Annotated in this window: 15 protein-coding genes and 2 pseudogenes; 13 read left to right on the top strand and 4 right to left on the bottom strand. The window is 41.1% G+C overall.

Annotated elements, in window-relative coordinates; genetic code table 11:
• Positions 1 to 131: 131 nt before the first annotated feature.
• A complete protein-coding gene (locus P4361_RS05305) occupies positions 132 to 1,211 on the bottom strand; it encodes an NADH:flavin oxidoreductase/NADH oxidase (RefSeq protein ID WP_328088510.1) in 1,080 nt (359 codons plus the stop codon).
• Between the two features lie 239 nt (positions 1,212 to 1,450).
• On the opposite strand from P4361_RS05305, the gene P4361_RS05310 reads away from it, so the two are divergent.
• Positions 1,451 to 1,858: a hypothetical protein gene (locus P4361_RS05310; RefSeq protein ID WP_053355235.1), complete on the top strand. Its 408-nt coding sequence runs from the start codon at positions 1,451 to 1,453 to the stop codon at positions 1,856 to 1,858.
• A gap of 309 nt (positions 1,859 to 2,167) precedes the next feature.
• Here the strand turns inward: P4361_RS05310 and P4361_RS05315 are convergent, their stop codons facing one another.
• Positions 2,168 to 2,803 (bottom strand): FMN-dependent NADH-azoreductase, encoded by a 636-nt coding sequence (locus tag P4361_RS05315; RefSeq protein WP_053355234.1) that lies wholly within the window; start codon positions 2,801 to 2,803, stop codon positions 2,168 to 2,170.
• Positions 2,804 to 2,953: 150 nt separating this feature from the next.
• Between P4361_RS05315 and P4361_RS05320 the strand changes: the two genes are divergently transcribed.
• Complete coding sequence (locus P4361_RS05320; RefSeq protein ID WP_053355233.1) at positions 2,954 to 3,322, top strand: winged helix-turn-helix transcriptional regulator; 369 nt, start codon at positions 2,954 to 2,956, stop codon at positions 3,320 to 3,322.
• Between the two features lie 147 nt (positions 3,323 to 3,469).
• On the opposite strand, the gene P4361_RS05325 is transcribed toward P4361_RS05320, so the two are convergent.
• On the bottom strand, positions 3,470 to 4,378 hold the full coding sequence (locus P4361_RS05325; RefSeq protein WP_328088511.1) for a phosphotransferase: 909 nt from the start codon (positions 4,376 to 4,378) through the stop codon (positions 3,470 to 3,472).
• A gap of 14 nt (positions 4,379 to 4,392) precedes the next feature.
• Entirely contained in the window at positions 4,393 to 5,037 is a 645-nt protein-coding gene (locus P4361_RS05330; RefSeq protein WP_328088512.1) for a LysE family translocator, read from the bottom strand.
• Between the two features lie 188 nt (positions 5,038 to 5,225).
• Between P4361_RS05330 and aldA the strand changes: the two genes are divergently transcribed.
• The 11 genes and pseudogenes from aldA to P4361_RS05385 all read left to right on the top strand — a co-directional run bounded on the left by aldA (position 5,226) and on the right by P4361_RS05385 (position 15,811).
• Positions 5,226 to 6,668, top strand: a complete 1,443-nt coding sequence (gene aldA, locus P4361_RS05335; RefSeq protein ID WP_256227221.1) for an aldehyde dehydrogenase — start codon at positions 5,226 to 5,228, stop codon at positions 6,666 to 6,668.
• Positions 6,669 to 6,921: 253 nt separating this feature from the next.
• Complete coding sequence (locus P4361_RS05340) at positions 6,922 to 7,518, top strand: MFS transporter (RefSeq protein ID WP_328088513.1); 597 nt, start codon at positions 6,922 to 6,924, stop codon at positions 7,516 to 7,518.
• Between the two features lie 30 nt (positions 7,519 to 7,548).
• Complete coding sequence (ybaK, locus tag P4361_RS05345; protein ID WP_062235823.1) at positions 7,549 to 8,025, top strand: Cys-tRNA(Pro) deacylase; 477 nt, start codon at positions 7,549 to 7,551, stop codon at positions 8,023 to 8,025.
• A 161-nt stretch (positions 8,026 to 8,186) separates the two neighbouring features.
• Positions 8,187 to 8,759, top strand: coding sequence for an undecaprenyl-diphosphatase (locus tag P4361_RS05350; RefSeq protein ID WP_328088514.1), 573 nt, complete (start codon positions 8,187 to 8,189; stop codon positions 8,757 to 8,759).
• A gap of 400 nt (positions 8,760 to 9,159) precedes the next feature.
• On the top strand, positions 9,160 to 9,603 hold the full coding sequence (locus P4361_RS05355; RefSeq protein WP_375162217.1) for a GNAT family N-acetyltransferase: 444 nt from the start codon (positions 9,160 to 9,162) through the stop codon (positions 9,601 to 9,603).
• 14 nt (positions 9,604 to 9,617) lie between these two features.
• A pseudogene (locus P4361_RS05360) lies at positions 9,618 to 10,049 on the top strand (LD-carboxypeptidase); the annotation flags it as partial.
• Between the two features lie 563 nt (positions 10,050 to 10,612).
• A complete protein-coding gene (locus P4361_RS05365; RefSeq protein ID WP_256227218.1) occupies positions 10,613 to 11,866 on the top strand; it encodes a dicarboxylate/amino acid:cation symporter in 1,254 nt (417 codons plus the stop codon).
• 245 nt (positions 11,867 to 12,111) lie between these two features.
• Positions 12,112 to 13,313: pseudogene (locus P4361_RS05370) on the top strand (macrolide family glycosyltransferase).
• A 641-nt stretch (positions 13,314 to 13,954) separates the two neighbouring features.
• Complete coding sequence (locus P4361_RS05375) at positions 13,955 to 14,473, top strand: YbaK/EbsC family protein (protein ID WP_256227216.1); 519 nt, start codon at positions 13,955 to 13,957, stop codon at positions 14,471 to 14,473.
• Positions 14,474 to 14,601: 128 nt separating this feature from the next.
• Complete coding sequence (locus P4361_RS05380; protein ID WP_328088515.1) at positions 14,602 to 15,153, top strand: sigma-70 family RNA polymerase sigma factor; 552 nt, start codon at positions 14,602 to 14,604, stop codon at positions 15,151 to 15,153.
• Between the two features lies 1 nt (position 15,154).
• A complete protein-coding gene (locus P4361_RS05385) occupies positions 15,155 to 15,811 on the top strand; it encodes a hypothetical protein (protein ID WP_328088516.1) in 657 nt (218 codons plus the stop codon).
• The last annotated feature ends 14 nt before the right edge of the window (positions 15,812 to 15,825 follow it).

The raw sequence follows: 15,825 nt of genomic DNA on the forward strand, positions 1-15,825 counted from the left end.
AGCTACCAGACTTCTTGGACACCCCCTTTGCCATAGAAGCAATGTCTAGCTCCAGCGACCAGGGCTGAAAACGAACTGGAAGGACGAAAACAAATGCTCTTTTCGTCTCTGGTCGCTTGCGCTTTTCTTTTTTACCAGCCCCGCTCGTATTGTACAGGGATATCAAGTGCTTCTTTTTGATGAACCGTTTCGGCGGCACGCAATGGCCAATATGGATCACGAAGGAGCTCGCGTGCAAGCAGTACAAGATCCGCTTTTTCGTTGCGGATGATTTCATCGGCCTGCATGCCTTGTGTGATCAAACCTACAGCTGCAGTCGGAATTCCGGCTTGTTCGCGGATTTTTTCAGCAAAAAGATTCTGATAGCCGGCGCCGACAGGAATCGGCGCTTTCGGCAGATTACCGCCGGAACTGCAATCAATCAGGTCTACTCCTTCATCTTTCAGCAGCTTGGCCAGCTCGATAGAGTCCTCAAGCGTCCAGCCGTCATCTACCCAGTCTGAAGAGGAAATGCGGACAGTGAAAGGAAGGTTTTCCGGCCATTCTTTTCTCATCACACGAACAGTCTCGATGAAAAAGCGAATACGGTTTTTGAAGCTGCCGCCGTATTCATCAGTCCGTTTGTTTGAGACGGGAGAATAGAAGCTGTGAGCCAAATAGCCATGAGCTCCATGGAATTCCATCCATTCGAAACCAGCTTCCCGTGCTCTGATGGTTGCAAGCCTGAAGTTTTCCTGAATCTCTTTAATTTCTTCTATACTTAATTCTTTAGGTTCTTTGTATCCTTCACTAAAAGGGATCGCGCTTGGACCGATCACATTCCAGCCGCCTTGCTCATTCGGCACTCCAGCAGCAGATGCTTCTTTTTGTTTCCAAGGACTGTAGGTAGAGGCTTTTCTTCCGGCATGTGCCAGCTGGATGCCAGGTACAGCTCCATGTTCTTTTATGAAACGGGTGATACGTTTAAATGGTTCAATGTGCTGATCTGTATAGATGCCAAGATCTTCTGGCGAAATTCTGCCTCGGGCTTCTACCGCTGTAGCTTCTACTATAACCAGACCCGCTCCGCCAACAGCGCGTGAACCTAAGTGAACAAAATGCCAGTCATTCGGCATTCCATCCTCAGCACTGTATTGGCACATGGGAGAAACCCCAATTCTGTTTCGAAGTGTTATATCCTTGATGGTAAGTGGAGAAAAAAGATGTGGCATGGACAAGTTCCCTCCTGTAATTTTAAAAGTTAAAAACAAAACCATAGTAACACAATCAAAATAATATGATAAAACAATGTGCTTGTAATAATTCACAGCTTGTATTTTACCCCTTAGAAGAGGAATGTATAACATGGATAAAAAATGACGCGCCAACTGAAAAAGAGACAAAAATGGAGAAGGAAAAACTTCCTTTTTTATCGAATGTAATGCCTTAGAAAGATAAAGGCAGGTGGATTATGTCATACTCTGAAAAACTTATCCAAAAGGTTAAGGAAATGTACATTTTGGACCATAAAGCAAGAGTTCATATTGATAAAACTCAGCATTCCATCAATGTTTTCTTTAGTGATATGAAGTTCAAATTAAGAATTGTGGAAGAAAAAACAGATGAGATCAATATTCGAATAAATGAAGCAGTGCCAGGTGTTTTTGCACAAATTATGATTAAACAGACAGTGCTCAGTTTTGAACGGACTCCGAACGGCACAATCCTGGTACAGCTAAAGGATGAGGGAGAAGTGGGGGAACTTGATACACTCGGATGGGACGGCGGCCGGGTGGCTTCCGAACGGTATGACAAGGAGTTTACGATTCCTTTGCTGAACAGTTACCTAAAAGAAGCGTTTGACCAGATTTTATTTTAATAAAAAGCTCTGCTAGTCAATGTTGTTGATTAACTAGTGAGGTGTGATTGAATCGCCTTTTGAAAAGCAGAAGGGTGTAAGCAAGCTTTTAACCTTCTGCTTTTCGGGCGCTTCATTTGTTTCACAAATTAGCCGGCTCTTATCATCGCCAGCTAACACCCCTTATTATTTTGGGAAAAAGGCTTGAGGACCTCTTTTAAGCATCAGTATGCGCTGCCCATTATAAAAGGAAATCAACAGTATGCCTTTAACAAAACCTAAAAAAAAACAAGGGGGTTTCTAAAAGAACCGCCTTGTTTTTCTATCAACTTAAAATGTATGTGCGGCATCCTTCGCACGTGCAATACCGTTTTCTTTAATTTCTTGAGCCTTATCAGGCATAGCAGCATGCCCTTCAATAAATACTCCTTCCAATGAAGGAACCCCGAAGAAGTTCATCATTACACTCAAATAACGATGCCCCATTTCAAGATCAGCAGCTGGGCCTTCTGAGTAAACACCGCCGCGAGCTTGAATATGAAGAGCTTTCTTGTCCGTTAAAAGACCAACTGGTCCTTGTTCTGTATATTTGAATGATTTACCTGCAACAGCTACTGAATCAAGATAAGCTTTCATAACTGGCGGGAAAGAGAAGTTCCACAATGGTGTAACGAAAACGTATTTATCGGCTTCAACGAACTTTTCGCTCAGTTCACCAAGACGCTGTACTTTTGTTTTCTCTTCAGCAGATAGTTCTTCAAACCCTTTTCCGCTTTGAAGTTTTCCCCAGCCGCTGAATACGTCAGCGTCAATTTGCGGAATGTTTTCTTTATAAAGGTCGATATGCACCACTTCGTCGTCTGCATTCACTTCTTTATAAGTGTCGATAAAAGCCTTACCTGCAGCCATACTGAAAGATTGAGTTTCATTATGCGGGTGGGCTGTAATATATAATACTTTTGCCATAGTGTATTCCACCTTTTCTGGTTGTGATATAGAGCAGTTATTGTAATTTCCCTGCATTAGCAATTATTAATCATAGGCGCAGATTTGTGAAGTAGGCACATTCATGTGGTATAGTATAAAAAAAGGTACTGTAAAACGGAGGGCCGCTTTATGAAGAAAAATCCAGAACAATGTCAGGTGGTTGTGGCACTCGATATGATTGTGGGAAAGTGGAAACCGATCATCATTCAGCATCTGCTTTCCGGTGATATTTTAAGGTTTAACGAATTACGAAGGTTAATGCCGGATATTACCCAGCGCATGCTGACGCTTCACCTGCGTGAATTAGAAGAGCAGGATATTGTACAAAGGGTGGTCTATCCCCAAATCCCACCGAAAGTAGAATACTCCATTACCGAATACGGCAAAAGCTTAGGGCCGATTATGGATGCTATGCACTATTGGGGCGCAGCCCATGTGGAGCATATGAAGCATAAAAAGGAACAAGAGGACTCTTCTTTTAATGGAGAGGCGAATTAAAAAGGAAAGCTGGCTGGATTTCCTTTTTTGATTCCGGGATTGTTGAAAAGTGATGAAGGCAAAGGAACAACCATCCTGCTGAGTTTTCCAATTCACGAACCACTTGAGGAAATCGTTCCAGACGTTAAATAACAAAAAAGCCGCCGGTCACAAGCGAAGGAGGTCCAAGCTTTGACCAGCGGCTTTTATTAATTCTGCATCCTGATGGCCATGTCCGTAAAGCATAAGAAGAACGGTCGTATAGAGAGCCTTAAACCTTGCGAGTTCTTGGGTCTGAAGGTCTATTTCGCCATATACATGAAAGAACATCTCCCGGCCTTCTGGAGGAAGAAAACTGTAGACGATGGACAGGTCCACTGCAGGATGACCAATATGTACGTCTCCCCAGTCAATGATTCCCGAAACTTTCCCATTAGCATCCACTGTTATGTTGCGAATATGCAGATCTCCATGTACGAGAACTTCATGTCCAGCCGTTTCGTGGGGTTCTGTATTTTGAACGATTTGCTCAAGATCATCCACTCGTTCATAAAGCTGAAGGTCCCTAATTTCGTTTAAAAAGCCAAGCAGCTTTGGACGGCGATTCTCGACACCTAATCGGTCCAGCTCATCATAAGGCACTTGCAGGGACTTTGCCTGTTCTGCCGGAAACGCATGAAGTGCCCGAAGAAAACGGCCTAGCGGCACCGCTGAGGTTATTCGTTCTGCATGAGATAAACAGCCTGGCGGTTTTCCGGGAATAAGATAGTAGCCGGTAAAAGGCCAGGGATACAAATCTGGAACGGGTGAGCCAAAATAACATGGTGTAGCAATCGGTAACGGCATTTTTTCTGCTAAAGGCGGCAGCAACTTGTTTTCAGTCTTTAAAAGGGGAACCGCGATCGCTCGGCGTGGAAACCGGAAAATATATTTTCCATTTACAGAATAAACAGTATTATCAAACCCTTTGCCTATTTCATTGACTTCTCCGGGTGCAAGTTCCGGGAACTGACCTTCAATGAGCTGTTTTGCCATAAAAGGTGATACAACCATTTCAGCATCCCACACATTTCCCATTCAGAATCCCCCTCTTAAACCAATGATATTATTAATTTATACAATTGGACGGTGAAGTGGCAAGCAAAACCAAGCAGACAAAAGCCTGCCAGGAACATAGAGCTCCGCATGACACTGGGGCTCATCAGCCGTTTGGAGAAATGAACGGTAAATACAAGATTGAGGTTCCATAAGAACAAACCCAGAATAATGGCAAAACTGCAGGCAAGAGAGAATACAACAGAGTGGGAAGAGGTTAAGATATTCAGGGAAGTTCCGAAAACACCAAACCAAAAAATGAGGGAAATGGGGTTGGCAAGCGCGATCATTAACCCTGTTATGTAGGCACTTCGCCGGTTCATATCGTTCTCTGTAGTTAGCTTTAAGGAAAAGGTTAAGGCTGAACCTATACTCTGAAATCCTAGATAGATTAATAGAATAATGCCAACTATGTACATGATTATTTGTATCCAGTTTACCTGCATGATTTCACCCAGGCCAAAATAAATGCCGAGAAGGAGAAGAACATCCCCGGTAAGTCCTCCAAGCCCCACACACCAGGAAGCAAGGAATCCTTGTGTCAGCCCGCGTTTCATTACCTCTATATTCATCGGCCCAATTGGTGCCGCCAGACTCAGTCCCAAAAAAATAAAATGTGCGAATGAAATGAAGAACTCCATGTCTGACCCCTTTCCTTGTCCTCTTTTCTACTGTATGCCTTTAGGGGGAGGAGACATGCGTTTTTATAGAAAAGGGGGAATTGGATACTAGTTTGTATGAATGTTTTCGATATATGGAAATGTTTTAACCAGGAAGAAACGTGGAAGAGTACGGTGTGCACTTAAAATAAGTAAGGGAGGATTTTTTAGTGAAACCACATCAGCTCTATATTAATGGAGAATATGGATCTTCCACTTCCAATGAAACGATTGATGTAGTAAATCCCTCGACTGAAGAGGTGATTTCGACCATATATAATGGAACAGAAGAAGACATCAACCGAGCGATCGAAGCAGCTTTTGAAGGACAGAAAAAATGGGAAAAAGTCCCGAGTATCCAGCGCGGCAAGGCTGTCCGAAAACTGGGAGACAAAATTCAGGAGAATCGCGAGACTTTCGTTAAACTGCTGTCAGAAGAACAGGGAAAAAGCATTGAGGCAGCTGGAGGAGAGGTCGATACCGCGATTGAATACTTTTACTATATGTCCGAATGGGCCCGCCGTATCGAAGGCGAGATTGTACCGAGCGATCGGCCAAATGAAAACATCTTTATATACCGTAAACCGATCGGAGTCGTTGCAGGAATCGTTCCTTGGAATTTTCCGGTGTTTATTTTGGCAAGAAAGGTTGCAACAGCTCTTATCACAGGCTGTTCCATCGTCCTGAAGCCGAGTCAGCAGACGCCTAACACAGCAGCAGAATTCACGAAGCTGATTGACAGCATGAAGAATGAAATTCCTCCGGGTGTTTATAATTTTGTAACGGGCAAAGGTTCAGTGATCGGCAATGCGATGGCTACTCATCCTAAAGTAGGGATTGTCACCATGACTGGAAGCGTTGGTGCCGGATCTAAAGTGATGGAAGCGGCAGCGAAGAACATTACCAAAGTGAATCTTGAGCTGGGTGGAAAAGCACCAGCTATTGTCACCGAACACGCCGATCTGGATCTGGCGGTTGAGAAAATCAAAACGTCGAGAATTACGAATGCTGGCCAGGCTTGTACGAACGCTGAGCGTGTCTATGTGCATGAAAAAGTGGCCGATGCGTTTATTGATAAAATGGTGAATGCGATGAGAGAGACAAATGTAGGAAAGGCATCAGATAAAGATACTGAAATGGGGCCTCTGGTCAGCCAAAACCGTCTGGAAACTGTTCATGAGATGGTAGAGGGTGCTGTGAAAAGCGGTGCTAGAGTGCTGACAGGAGGCAAACGGGCAAATATCGAAAAAGGATACTTTTACGAACCGACGGTCATTACGAATGTCACCCAGGATATGAAGATCATCCAAGAAGAAATATTTGGACCTGTTCTCCCGGTGGTCACATACAAAACGCTTGACGAGGCGATCGAATGGGCCAATGATTCCGATTACGGTCTTTCTTCTTCCATCTATACGGAAAACGTGCACGAAGCGATGAGGGCTGCCAATGAATTGAAATTTGGTGAAACCTTTGTAAACCGGGAAAACTTTGAAGCCATCCAGGGTTATCACGCTGGCCGCAGAAAATCTGGCCTTGGCGGCGCGGACGGAAAACATGGCGTGGAAGATTTCCTTGTGACACATGCTGTCTATATGGAATACAAAAACTAAAAAACAGCATTAAAATCAGTCTGGCATATTATGTGCCAGGCTTTTTTATGTGGAAATACTCATTGTTCAATGAAAATATTTATAATATTATAATAAATATAAATTACAAAAAAAGGAATGAACGGCTGATGCAAAGGACTCCGGGCTGGCGGTAATCTGCTTAATCATTTGCGGCCGGTATTTTTATGAGAAAGAGGAGGTAAAACCTTTCCCTTCAACGAAATGGGCCCTAATGAAAGAGGGCTGGATCTACTTGTGGAAAATTCCATCCCTGCGTATGGTGACGTTGATGGATGCTATTGAAGGAGTGGCAGGCTCGATTTGGATCGGTGCGCTGACATTGATTTATGTAAAAGAAGTTTTACATAGGGGCGAGCAATGGTGGGGGTTCATTAACGCTAGCTATTATGCCGGAACGATTCTAGGCGGAATTTGCACCCTATGGCTGGCCAAAAGAATTCAGAAACATCTGATCTTAAGCATGGCAGCAGGATCATTCCTGTTCAGCCTTTTTACCTTTTTATATGGTTTAAACAGTGTTCCGTTCTTTGCACTTCTTTTGTGTGTGGCCATGGGACCTTCCTATCAGCTCAGGGATGTTGCACAGCAAACAGCTTTCCAAACCAACATTGAGAGTGAACATCTGCCCAAAGTGTACGCCAGCAGGGGAATTCTATTGTCCATCATTACGAGCCTATCTATATTTTTAATGGGCTTTGTAGCAGATGCAATCAACATCCGTGCCGTTTACATTCTTGGAGCTGCTCTAATTATGGTTTCTGCTGTCTTGTCTTTTTCCTTGCTGCAGGCGAAGAGAAAAGAAGTAGCAGATCTAAGCAGTCCTTTATAATGAGAAGAAACAGGAAATAAGGAGAAGGATATGAAAAAAACCAAAACGAACGCGATGAGAATACTGGACAAGGAAAAAATAGACTATGAAAATATGAGTTACAGTACAGAGGACGGCAAGATTGATGGGGTATCTGTGGCTCACAAAATAGGGCGTGAACCGGGGGTTGTATACAAGACACTGGTTGCCCAAGGCTCTGGCAAGGAATATTATGTTTTTGTAATTCCGGTCGAAGCGGAGCTTGACCTAAAGAAAGCGGCCAAAGCGGTCGATGAAAAGAAAGTTGAAATGCTTCCTGTAAAAGAATTGCTGGCCGTTACAGGATATGTTCGAGGGGGCTGCTCGCCTGTAGGCATGAAAAAACTGCTTCCTACAATCATAGAAGAAGCGGCGAAAGCACAGGAGACCATCATCGTAAGCGGAGGGAAGATTGGACTGCAGATCGACCTGTCACCGAGAGATTTAGAAAACGTGACAAAAGCTAAATATGCAGCAATCACGAAGTAAATAACGAGGGGGGTGGAACCTTTTTTCAGGGTTCCGCTTTTTTAATGGCAACCTTACATCATTGTAAGAAAGTGTAAGGTTTGCACATGGTAAGTGAGCCTTGTTCCCTCATAAAATAGAAATAGAGGAAAAAGGATAAATCATTAAAAAAGGGGCAAAAAATGACACTTACACAATTTAATAATGAAACCTTTAGGAGTATCAATGATCTGGCCGGCAGTTTTTCCGCTGCAAACCCAGTCATGGTGTTTTTAGCGGAGTATATGCTCTATGCACTTGGGATCCTTATTATCGGCTACTGTTTCACTCGCTCCAACCGCAACCGGCTGATGATTGTTTTTGCGATCGTGAGTTGTGGGATAGCAGAGATTCTTGGCAAACTGGCAGGTCTGCTCTATTCTCATCATCAGCCTTTTGCGGAACTGTCGAACGTGCATCAGCTGGTCGAGCATGGAATTGATAATTCATTTCCAAGTGACCATGCCATAATCTTCTTTTCAATCTGTACCACCATTTGGCTCTTCAGAAGGAAAGAAGGCTTCATTTGTCTTCTGCTCGCTTTTTGCGTCGCCTTTTCACGCGTTTGGGTTGGTGTACATTATCCCATCGATGTAATAGCAGGGGCATTGCTGGGTGTTGTGTCATCACAAATTGTTTATAAAACTATGATTTCTAGTCGTTTGGTTAAGCGTTATGCAAAAAGTGGCACAAAGGAGAGAGTGGAGAACTTTTGATAAGTTCTATTAAAAAAAAACAGGTAGAAATCCGTCGAATAGTGTCGCGTATAAACCGTTTGAAAATAAATGATTGCTCTTTGAACATAAAACCAATTTTTTGAACATGAACATAAAACCTACAGACTTGAAAAAAAATCTGACGCTACGACTTTAAAGCTAAAACGGGCATTTTCAGAGCCTCCACTGTCGGGAAAACACTTTTTCTGCCTAATTGCATGGTTTTTTCCAGAAAGGAACGGCAAAGAAACTTGTACAATAAACGGATCTATACCGATTGCCCGAGCAGCTTCTTAGCTGCTTTTTTTAGTTTCTAAATTGTACCAGCTCTATTAGAATGAATATAAGATAAAGTATGGGAAATTGGCAGATAACCCGTGAAAAGAAAGGAAGAATGGTAGTGTCTATACAAAGTGTTTTGATGAAAGAAGAAAACCTGGATGCATGTATTGAACTTTATCAAAACGTTTTTAACAGCAGTCCTTGGAATGAGAACTGGACCGTTGAAACGGCAAAGGAAAGGTTATCCGATTTGCTGAATACACCGAAGTTTCTCGGTTATGTATTTTATGAGAGCGGCCAGCTCATTGGCTTTATAGCGGGCAACAGCAAAAAGACCGATAACGGTTTAACGTTCTATATTGCTGAACTCTGTGTAAACAACAAGATTCAAGGGAAGGGCTATGGAACTAAAATGCTGAATGGGTTTGAAGTAGAACTGAAAAGAAGAGAGATTCAAAGTCTATATTTATTAACAGCTAAGGAAGGATTGGCACAAGCGTTTTACGAGAAAAATGGTTTCAGAGTGAACGAAAACCGGATCGTCATGAACAAAGCTCTATAAAAGGGGGGACTGCAATCTATCCATATCTAAAAAAAGGAACCACTATTGGGGTAACAGCCCCTTCGTCTGGTTTACAGCCTGAGCTTCATGACCATTTAAAACAAGCCATTCAGCAAATGAAGGATGAAGGATTCCAAGTAAAAAGCGGCAAGACGCCTTGGACACAAAGCAAGGCCAAATCAGCAGATGCAGCAGCACGTGGCGATTAATTTAACGAGACGATGCAGAGTGAAGGGATCGATATCATTATTCCTCCATGGGGCGGGGAACTTCTAATTGAGATGCTGCCTCATATGGATTTCGAGAAGATGAAGCGCAAATGGATATTAGGCTATTCCGATTTGAGCGGGCTGTTGCTGGCAACTACCTTAATCACTGGAATGGCCACAGCACATGGGACCAATCTCATTGATTTAAGGGGAGAAGACACCGATCATACAACGGCCTAGTTTAATAACCACTTAATTACGTAAAATTTCGTTAATAAAGGCGATTGCTTTTCGCAGTCATCTTTTTTGTATTTGTGCAATAAAACTTGGAAATACAAAGATTATGTGGTGGGTTGAACAATATAGTCCTGAATTTTCATGTTTAAAGCCTCGTGCCAAACTCAAAAATGGTAGGTTTTATCGTCTTTTATCCAATCAGGTTTCATTTAATTTCATAGAATATTATTAAAGTTTAATAGAAAGGAGAGTTGAAAAAATTTGCTTTTCTTCTTTATATCTTTATTAGCTTATTAAAAATGGTCTTGTATGATGGAGCCTACCTTTGAAAGCCATAGTGTGTGTGAGTGTCAAATATTGGTACTATCGTCCAATTTAGGAACTATGATATTACAATATTCACAAAATTATTTATATGGGAGGTTATCCATGAAAAATGTAGAAATAATTTTAGATGCGATTTTTACTTTCTCATTGAAAAGGTTCAAAAGAGAAAGAAATAATCTAAGAAATAATATAAAATGGGACGATGCTATTAATTTTTCGTTCAGGGAGGACAGCCTATGAAAAAGTTTTTTGCTTTTCAAGTGTTAATTGCATTGGTTATAGGAGCGCTTATCGGACATTTTTTTCCTGAACTTGGCCAAGCTTTAAGACCAGTTGGCGACGCTTTTATTCATCTTATTAAAATGATTGTTGTGCCTATTGTTTTCACTACAATTGTCATTGGGTCATCAGGCGGCGGAAGCATGAAAAAAATGGGTTCATTAGGACTTAAAACAATTATTTGGTTTGAATTCATTACCACGTTGATTCTAGGTATTGGTCTTTTACTTGCTAACACTTTAAAGCCAGGTGCCGGGCTTAATATGTCTCATCTTGCAAAGAATGATATCGCACCATTAAATGAGGGCGTTTCCAAAGTTGTTGATTTTAAAACGATGCTAGTTAACATCATCCCAAGCAACATTGTTGATGCGATGGCAAAAAGTGATTTATTAGCTGTTATATTCTTCGCTATATTATTTGGTGTTGCTGCTGGAGCCATTGGCAAAACGTCAGAGCCGGCAATAAAGTTCATGGAGTCAGTCGCCAAAATTATGTTTAAACTGACACAAATGGTCATGGTAACTGCACCGATTGGTGTACTCGCTCTCATGGCAGCCTCTGTAGGTCAGTTTGGTATCGCCCTTTTAGTCCCTATGGCAAAGTTAATTGGGGTCGTGTATCTTGGGCTTGCTATTGTTATTTTCGGTCTGTTTCCTTTGATCGCTTGGTTCTTAAAGATTTCTTACTTTAAATTGTTTCGAATGATATGGGATTTGTTCCTTATCGCATTTTCTACAACAAGTACGGAAACTATTCTTCCGCAGTTAATGAGTAGAATGGAGGCATATGGTTGTTCGAAACGTGTTGTATCTTTTGTTATTCCTTCTGGACTATCATTGAATTGTGATGGTTCGACATTGTACCTTTCAGTTTGCTCTATTTTCTTAGCACAAGCATTTGGAATCCCGATGGATTTTGGCCAACAGTTAATTTTAATGGGGGTTCTTGTTGCAACCTCAAAAGGAATTGCGGCTGTTCCATCCGGCTCGCTGGTTGTACTTTTAGCCACCGCCTCAGCAGTAGGGCTTCCTGCAGAAGGTGTCGCCATTATCGCAGGCATTGACCGTGTGCTGGATATGGCACGTACTGCCTGTAATACACCCGGACATGTTCTCGCTTGTATTGTGGTTTCAAAGTGGGAAAAAGAGTTCCGCCAGCAGGAATGGGTCAATACTCAAACCGAACAATCAAGCATTCGACAGGCATAAGAGAAAAGTTACTTATTCTCAAAGTTGAGGTGATGGTCTTCGGACCTCACCTTTTCTACTGCGAGTTTTCAGTCGATGATTCTCACTTTTTTATTTATTGTGACAATGGTACTTCTAAAATCTAGTTTCCCCGGTAATAAGATTTTCTACGTTCCATATAAAACCTTCACGATAAAACCGTCACGAAATTTGGTGCCCTTTCTCTTACACAATCCAGAGAACATTTTACCCAAGGAGTGGTTATAATGGCACGTATTTTATTTATTAATGGTGGATCAGAAGGACATATTAATCCAACTATTGGAGTTGTGCAAGAGCTTATTTCGCGTGGAGAAGAGGTAGTGTACTTTACGATAGAAGCTTTTCGAGAACGTATTGAGAAGACGGGAGCCACAGTACGAACATTTGACGGTGAAAAATTTATAAAAGCTTTTAACTCAGATGGAAGAAATTATTTACTCGAGAGAATCAATGGTCTTTTGCGTACGGCAGATATCATAATACCTAGTGTTCTGGAGCAAATCGAAGGGGAACATTTTGATTATATCATTCACGATTCAATGTTTGGTTGTGGACGTTTTCTTGCACGAATACTTAAACTTCCGGCAATTAATTCTTGTACTTCTTTTTCACAGACCAAAGCATCATTTGATAAAATGTTGGAACATCTTTCACAAAATATCCCAACAGAAATTGTTAATACGATAAATAATGATTTTCAAAACTTGACAACAAAAATTAAAGAAAAATATGATGTTGAAATTCGTTCTCCTTATGAAGTTTTTTGTAACCCTGCACCATTTACAATCAATTATACAACTAGGGAGTTTCAACCCTTTGGAGAAACATTTGACCAAACTTACAAATTTGTAGGTCCATCCATCTCTTTACGATCAACGCAAGACAACTTCGACCTTACCGCAATCAAGGTAAAAAGCCTAATTTATATTTCACTGGGTACTGTCTTTAACCAAGCAATTGATTTCTATAAGCTTTGTTTTAAGGCATTTGAGAACACTGATCATACTGTTGTCATGTCTATTGGGAAAAAAGCTCAAATATCTGATTTGGGGAGATTCCTAAAAACTTCATTGTAAAAAATTATGTTCCACAAACTGAGGTGCTGAAATACACTAAATTATTTATCACACATGGTGGAATGAACAGTACCAATGAAGGTCTCTATTACGGGGTTCCGCTAATTGTAATCCCGCAAAGCGCGGATCAGCCGATAATTGCTCAACAAGTTGCCAATATCGGAGCCGGTATTCAATTACAAATGCAAAGCTTGACTGCAAATCAACTACGTGAAGCCTTAAATCATGTGTTAAACCACCCATCTTTCCATAAAGCTGTTGCAAATATTAGGGAATCCTTTCAAAAATCGGGTGGGTATCACCAAGCTGTTGATGAGATTTTCGAATTTAAAAGTCAATATGATATCTAAATATAAAAATTTCTAAGGTGCCATTATTATTGACTTTTTCTTAGTGGTTACGGCAACTTCTTTTTTAATTAAGTAATGGAGCAGGAACTATTATAAAAGCTAGATTATGAAGTTAAAAACTTAACGTGCTGCCGTTTGTTGTAAATACGATGGAGCCCTTTTGATCGGTGCGTAAGATTTTTGCAGGCTTCAATCGGTTCAACACTTCTTACCAAGAATGTTTACAATGTGGCTGAGTTTAGCTATGTTCCAGTCGTTGGTCTGGATGTAGCCAAAGGTGAAAGTGAAGCTCAAGTCTTTTTATTCATTAAACCGTTTATGCTATATACATCAACCTGCAAATCAAAAAATTCCATTACCTTGACAGTGGTTATTCACTTTGAGATAAATGTAAAAAAGATCATAAATATATAATCTTTTAAGTTCAGAAAAATAGGTGCCATTTTTGGAATGCATATTATGGAATTAATTCTAAAATACCGCTTTCCTCTTGTGCCATTTCGTGCCTATTGAGTTTGAAAAACCTGAGAACATTCTGAAAATGAAAATCTGAAAAACGTTGATTTATCAAGGTTCATCCATCTCTTTAAAACATTTTGAAAAAGGTAATTAATCAATATCAGCATGGAAGGATGATAGAAATGTCGATTGAAAGCGTTAAAGCTTATTTGAAGCAATGGAACCGTGAAAAAGATGTGATGGAATTCGATGCATCCAGCGCAACCGTTCAACAGGCAGCCGATACGATTGGTGTCATTCCTGCAAGGATTGCCAAAACGTTATCATTCAAAGGAGAAGATGGAACCGCTATGCTGATCGTAGCAGCAGGAGATGCGAAGATTGATAACAAGAAGTTCCGCCAGCAGTTCGGTTTTAAAGCGAAGATGCTTTCCCCGGAAGAAGTGCTGGAGCAAACCGGTCATGCGGTAGGCGGTGTTTGTCCGTTTGGTTTAAAGAATGAGATTGATGTCTATCTGGATGAGTCGATGAAAAGATTTCAAACACTCTTTCCGGCATGTGGCAGTTCGAATTCTGCAATTGAACTAACAGTCGATGAGATATACGAATATTCCAATGCTAAGGAATGGATAGATGTTTGCAAAGGCTGGGAATCAGAAGAAAGCAATGAGAAAGAAGCAGTGAAAAGCAGCTTATCATAGTTCTGAGATCAAGGACCTTATTCAGGGTCCTTTTTTTCTTTGGATTTTTACTTTTTTTTCTAAAATGTAAACTTCCTTCCATTAAACTTCGTCTATAGTAGTAGAGAGGGGTTGGAGGTGATGGTATCATGCACAAATTGCAGTTTAACAGCATGCCTGTATTTGAAACACCCGTGACAAAAGAAGAATTGATGGAGCAGATCATGAAGGATTACGGCAAGGATGTTCTGTACCTTTGTTATACGTATGTGAAGGAATGGAATCTGGCAGAGGATCTGGCGCAGGATGTTTTTGTGAAATTTTATAGCAAAGCTGACATCTTCAGAGGTGAAGCCAAACGAAAGACGTGGATCTACAAGATTGCCGTCAACCACTGCAAAGACTATATCAAAAGCGCTCATTACCGTTACTCTGTGGTCACAGAAAAGATTCAAAAGTACATAAAAGGAACCTCTTCTTCCGTTGAAGATCTGGCTCTTTATAAAGATGAAAAACAAACCCTATATCAGCACATTTTTCGGTTGCCGGTGAAATACCGTGAAGTGATCTTTCTCTTTTATTATGATGAGTTGTCACTTCAGGAAATCAGTGAATCATTGAACATCAACATTAACACGATTAAATCAAGATTAACGAAAGCAAAAAGTTTGCTGAAACACTCTTTAAAAGGAGGGCAGTGACATGGAGGAACTAAAAGGATTTAGAAACCACATGGAAAATACCACCTTTAAGAACCGGAACTTTGGCGAAAAACAACGGCAGATCGTCCATCAAAGGTACAGGGATATGAAATCAGAGAGTACTGCTTTCCGCCGTAAAACGGTTATTATGCCGATTGTCAGTGTGATCGTCTGCGCCTTGTTTTTCTTCATTACAGCTTCTCTTGTGACTGACCATACTGCCAAGCTTGATCCGAATTCAGGGAATGCCTTGACAAAAAGCCAAATGGTTAAAGCAAGCGTCCTAAAGGAAGCGAATATAAAAGGCGAGGTTGTCTCTTATTTAAAAGAAGGAATAGAAATGTTCGACAGCAAAACAGATAATTTGGAGTACATGCTTCGGCTTATTAGAAAGGGAGAGAAGGGAGAGCCGTTTCAAACAAACATCTATTATATAAAGAAAAATAGAGTGTATAAGAATAAGCTAACTTTTGACGGGAAGCGTTTTATCTATAAAAATACCGTCCCTGGTCTTGGCGAGCTAAAAACCTATCAATGTAAAGCACTGGAGTGGCGAAATGTTGTGCTGACAGGCTGTAAAGGTGAAAAAGAGGGCAACGATGTGCTGGTAGTGCCTACAACCATCTCAGATTCTAAATATGCAGAGGCAAGAGAGTAGATTTTAGGTAACGA

The organism is Fictibacillus sp. B-59209 (assembly GCF_036216745.1).
Lineage (GTDB): Bacteria > Bacillota > Bacilli > Bacillales > Fictibacillaceae > Fictibacillus_C > Fictibacillus_C marinisediminis.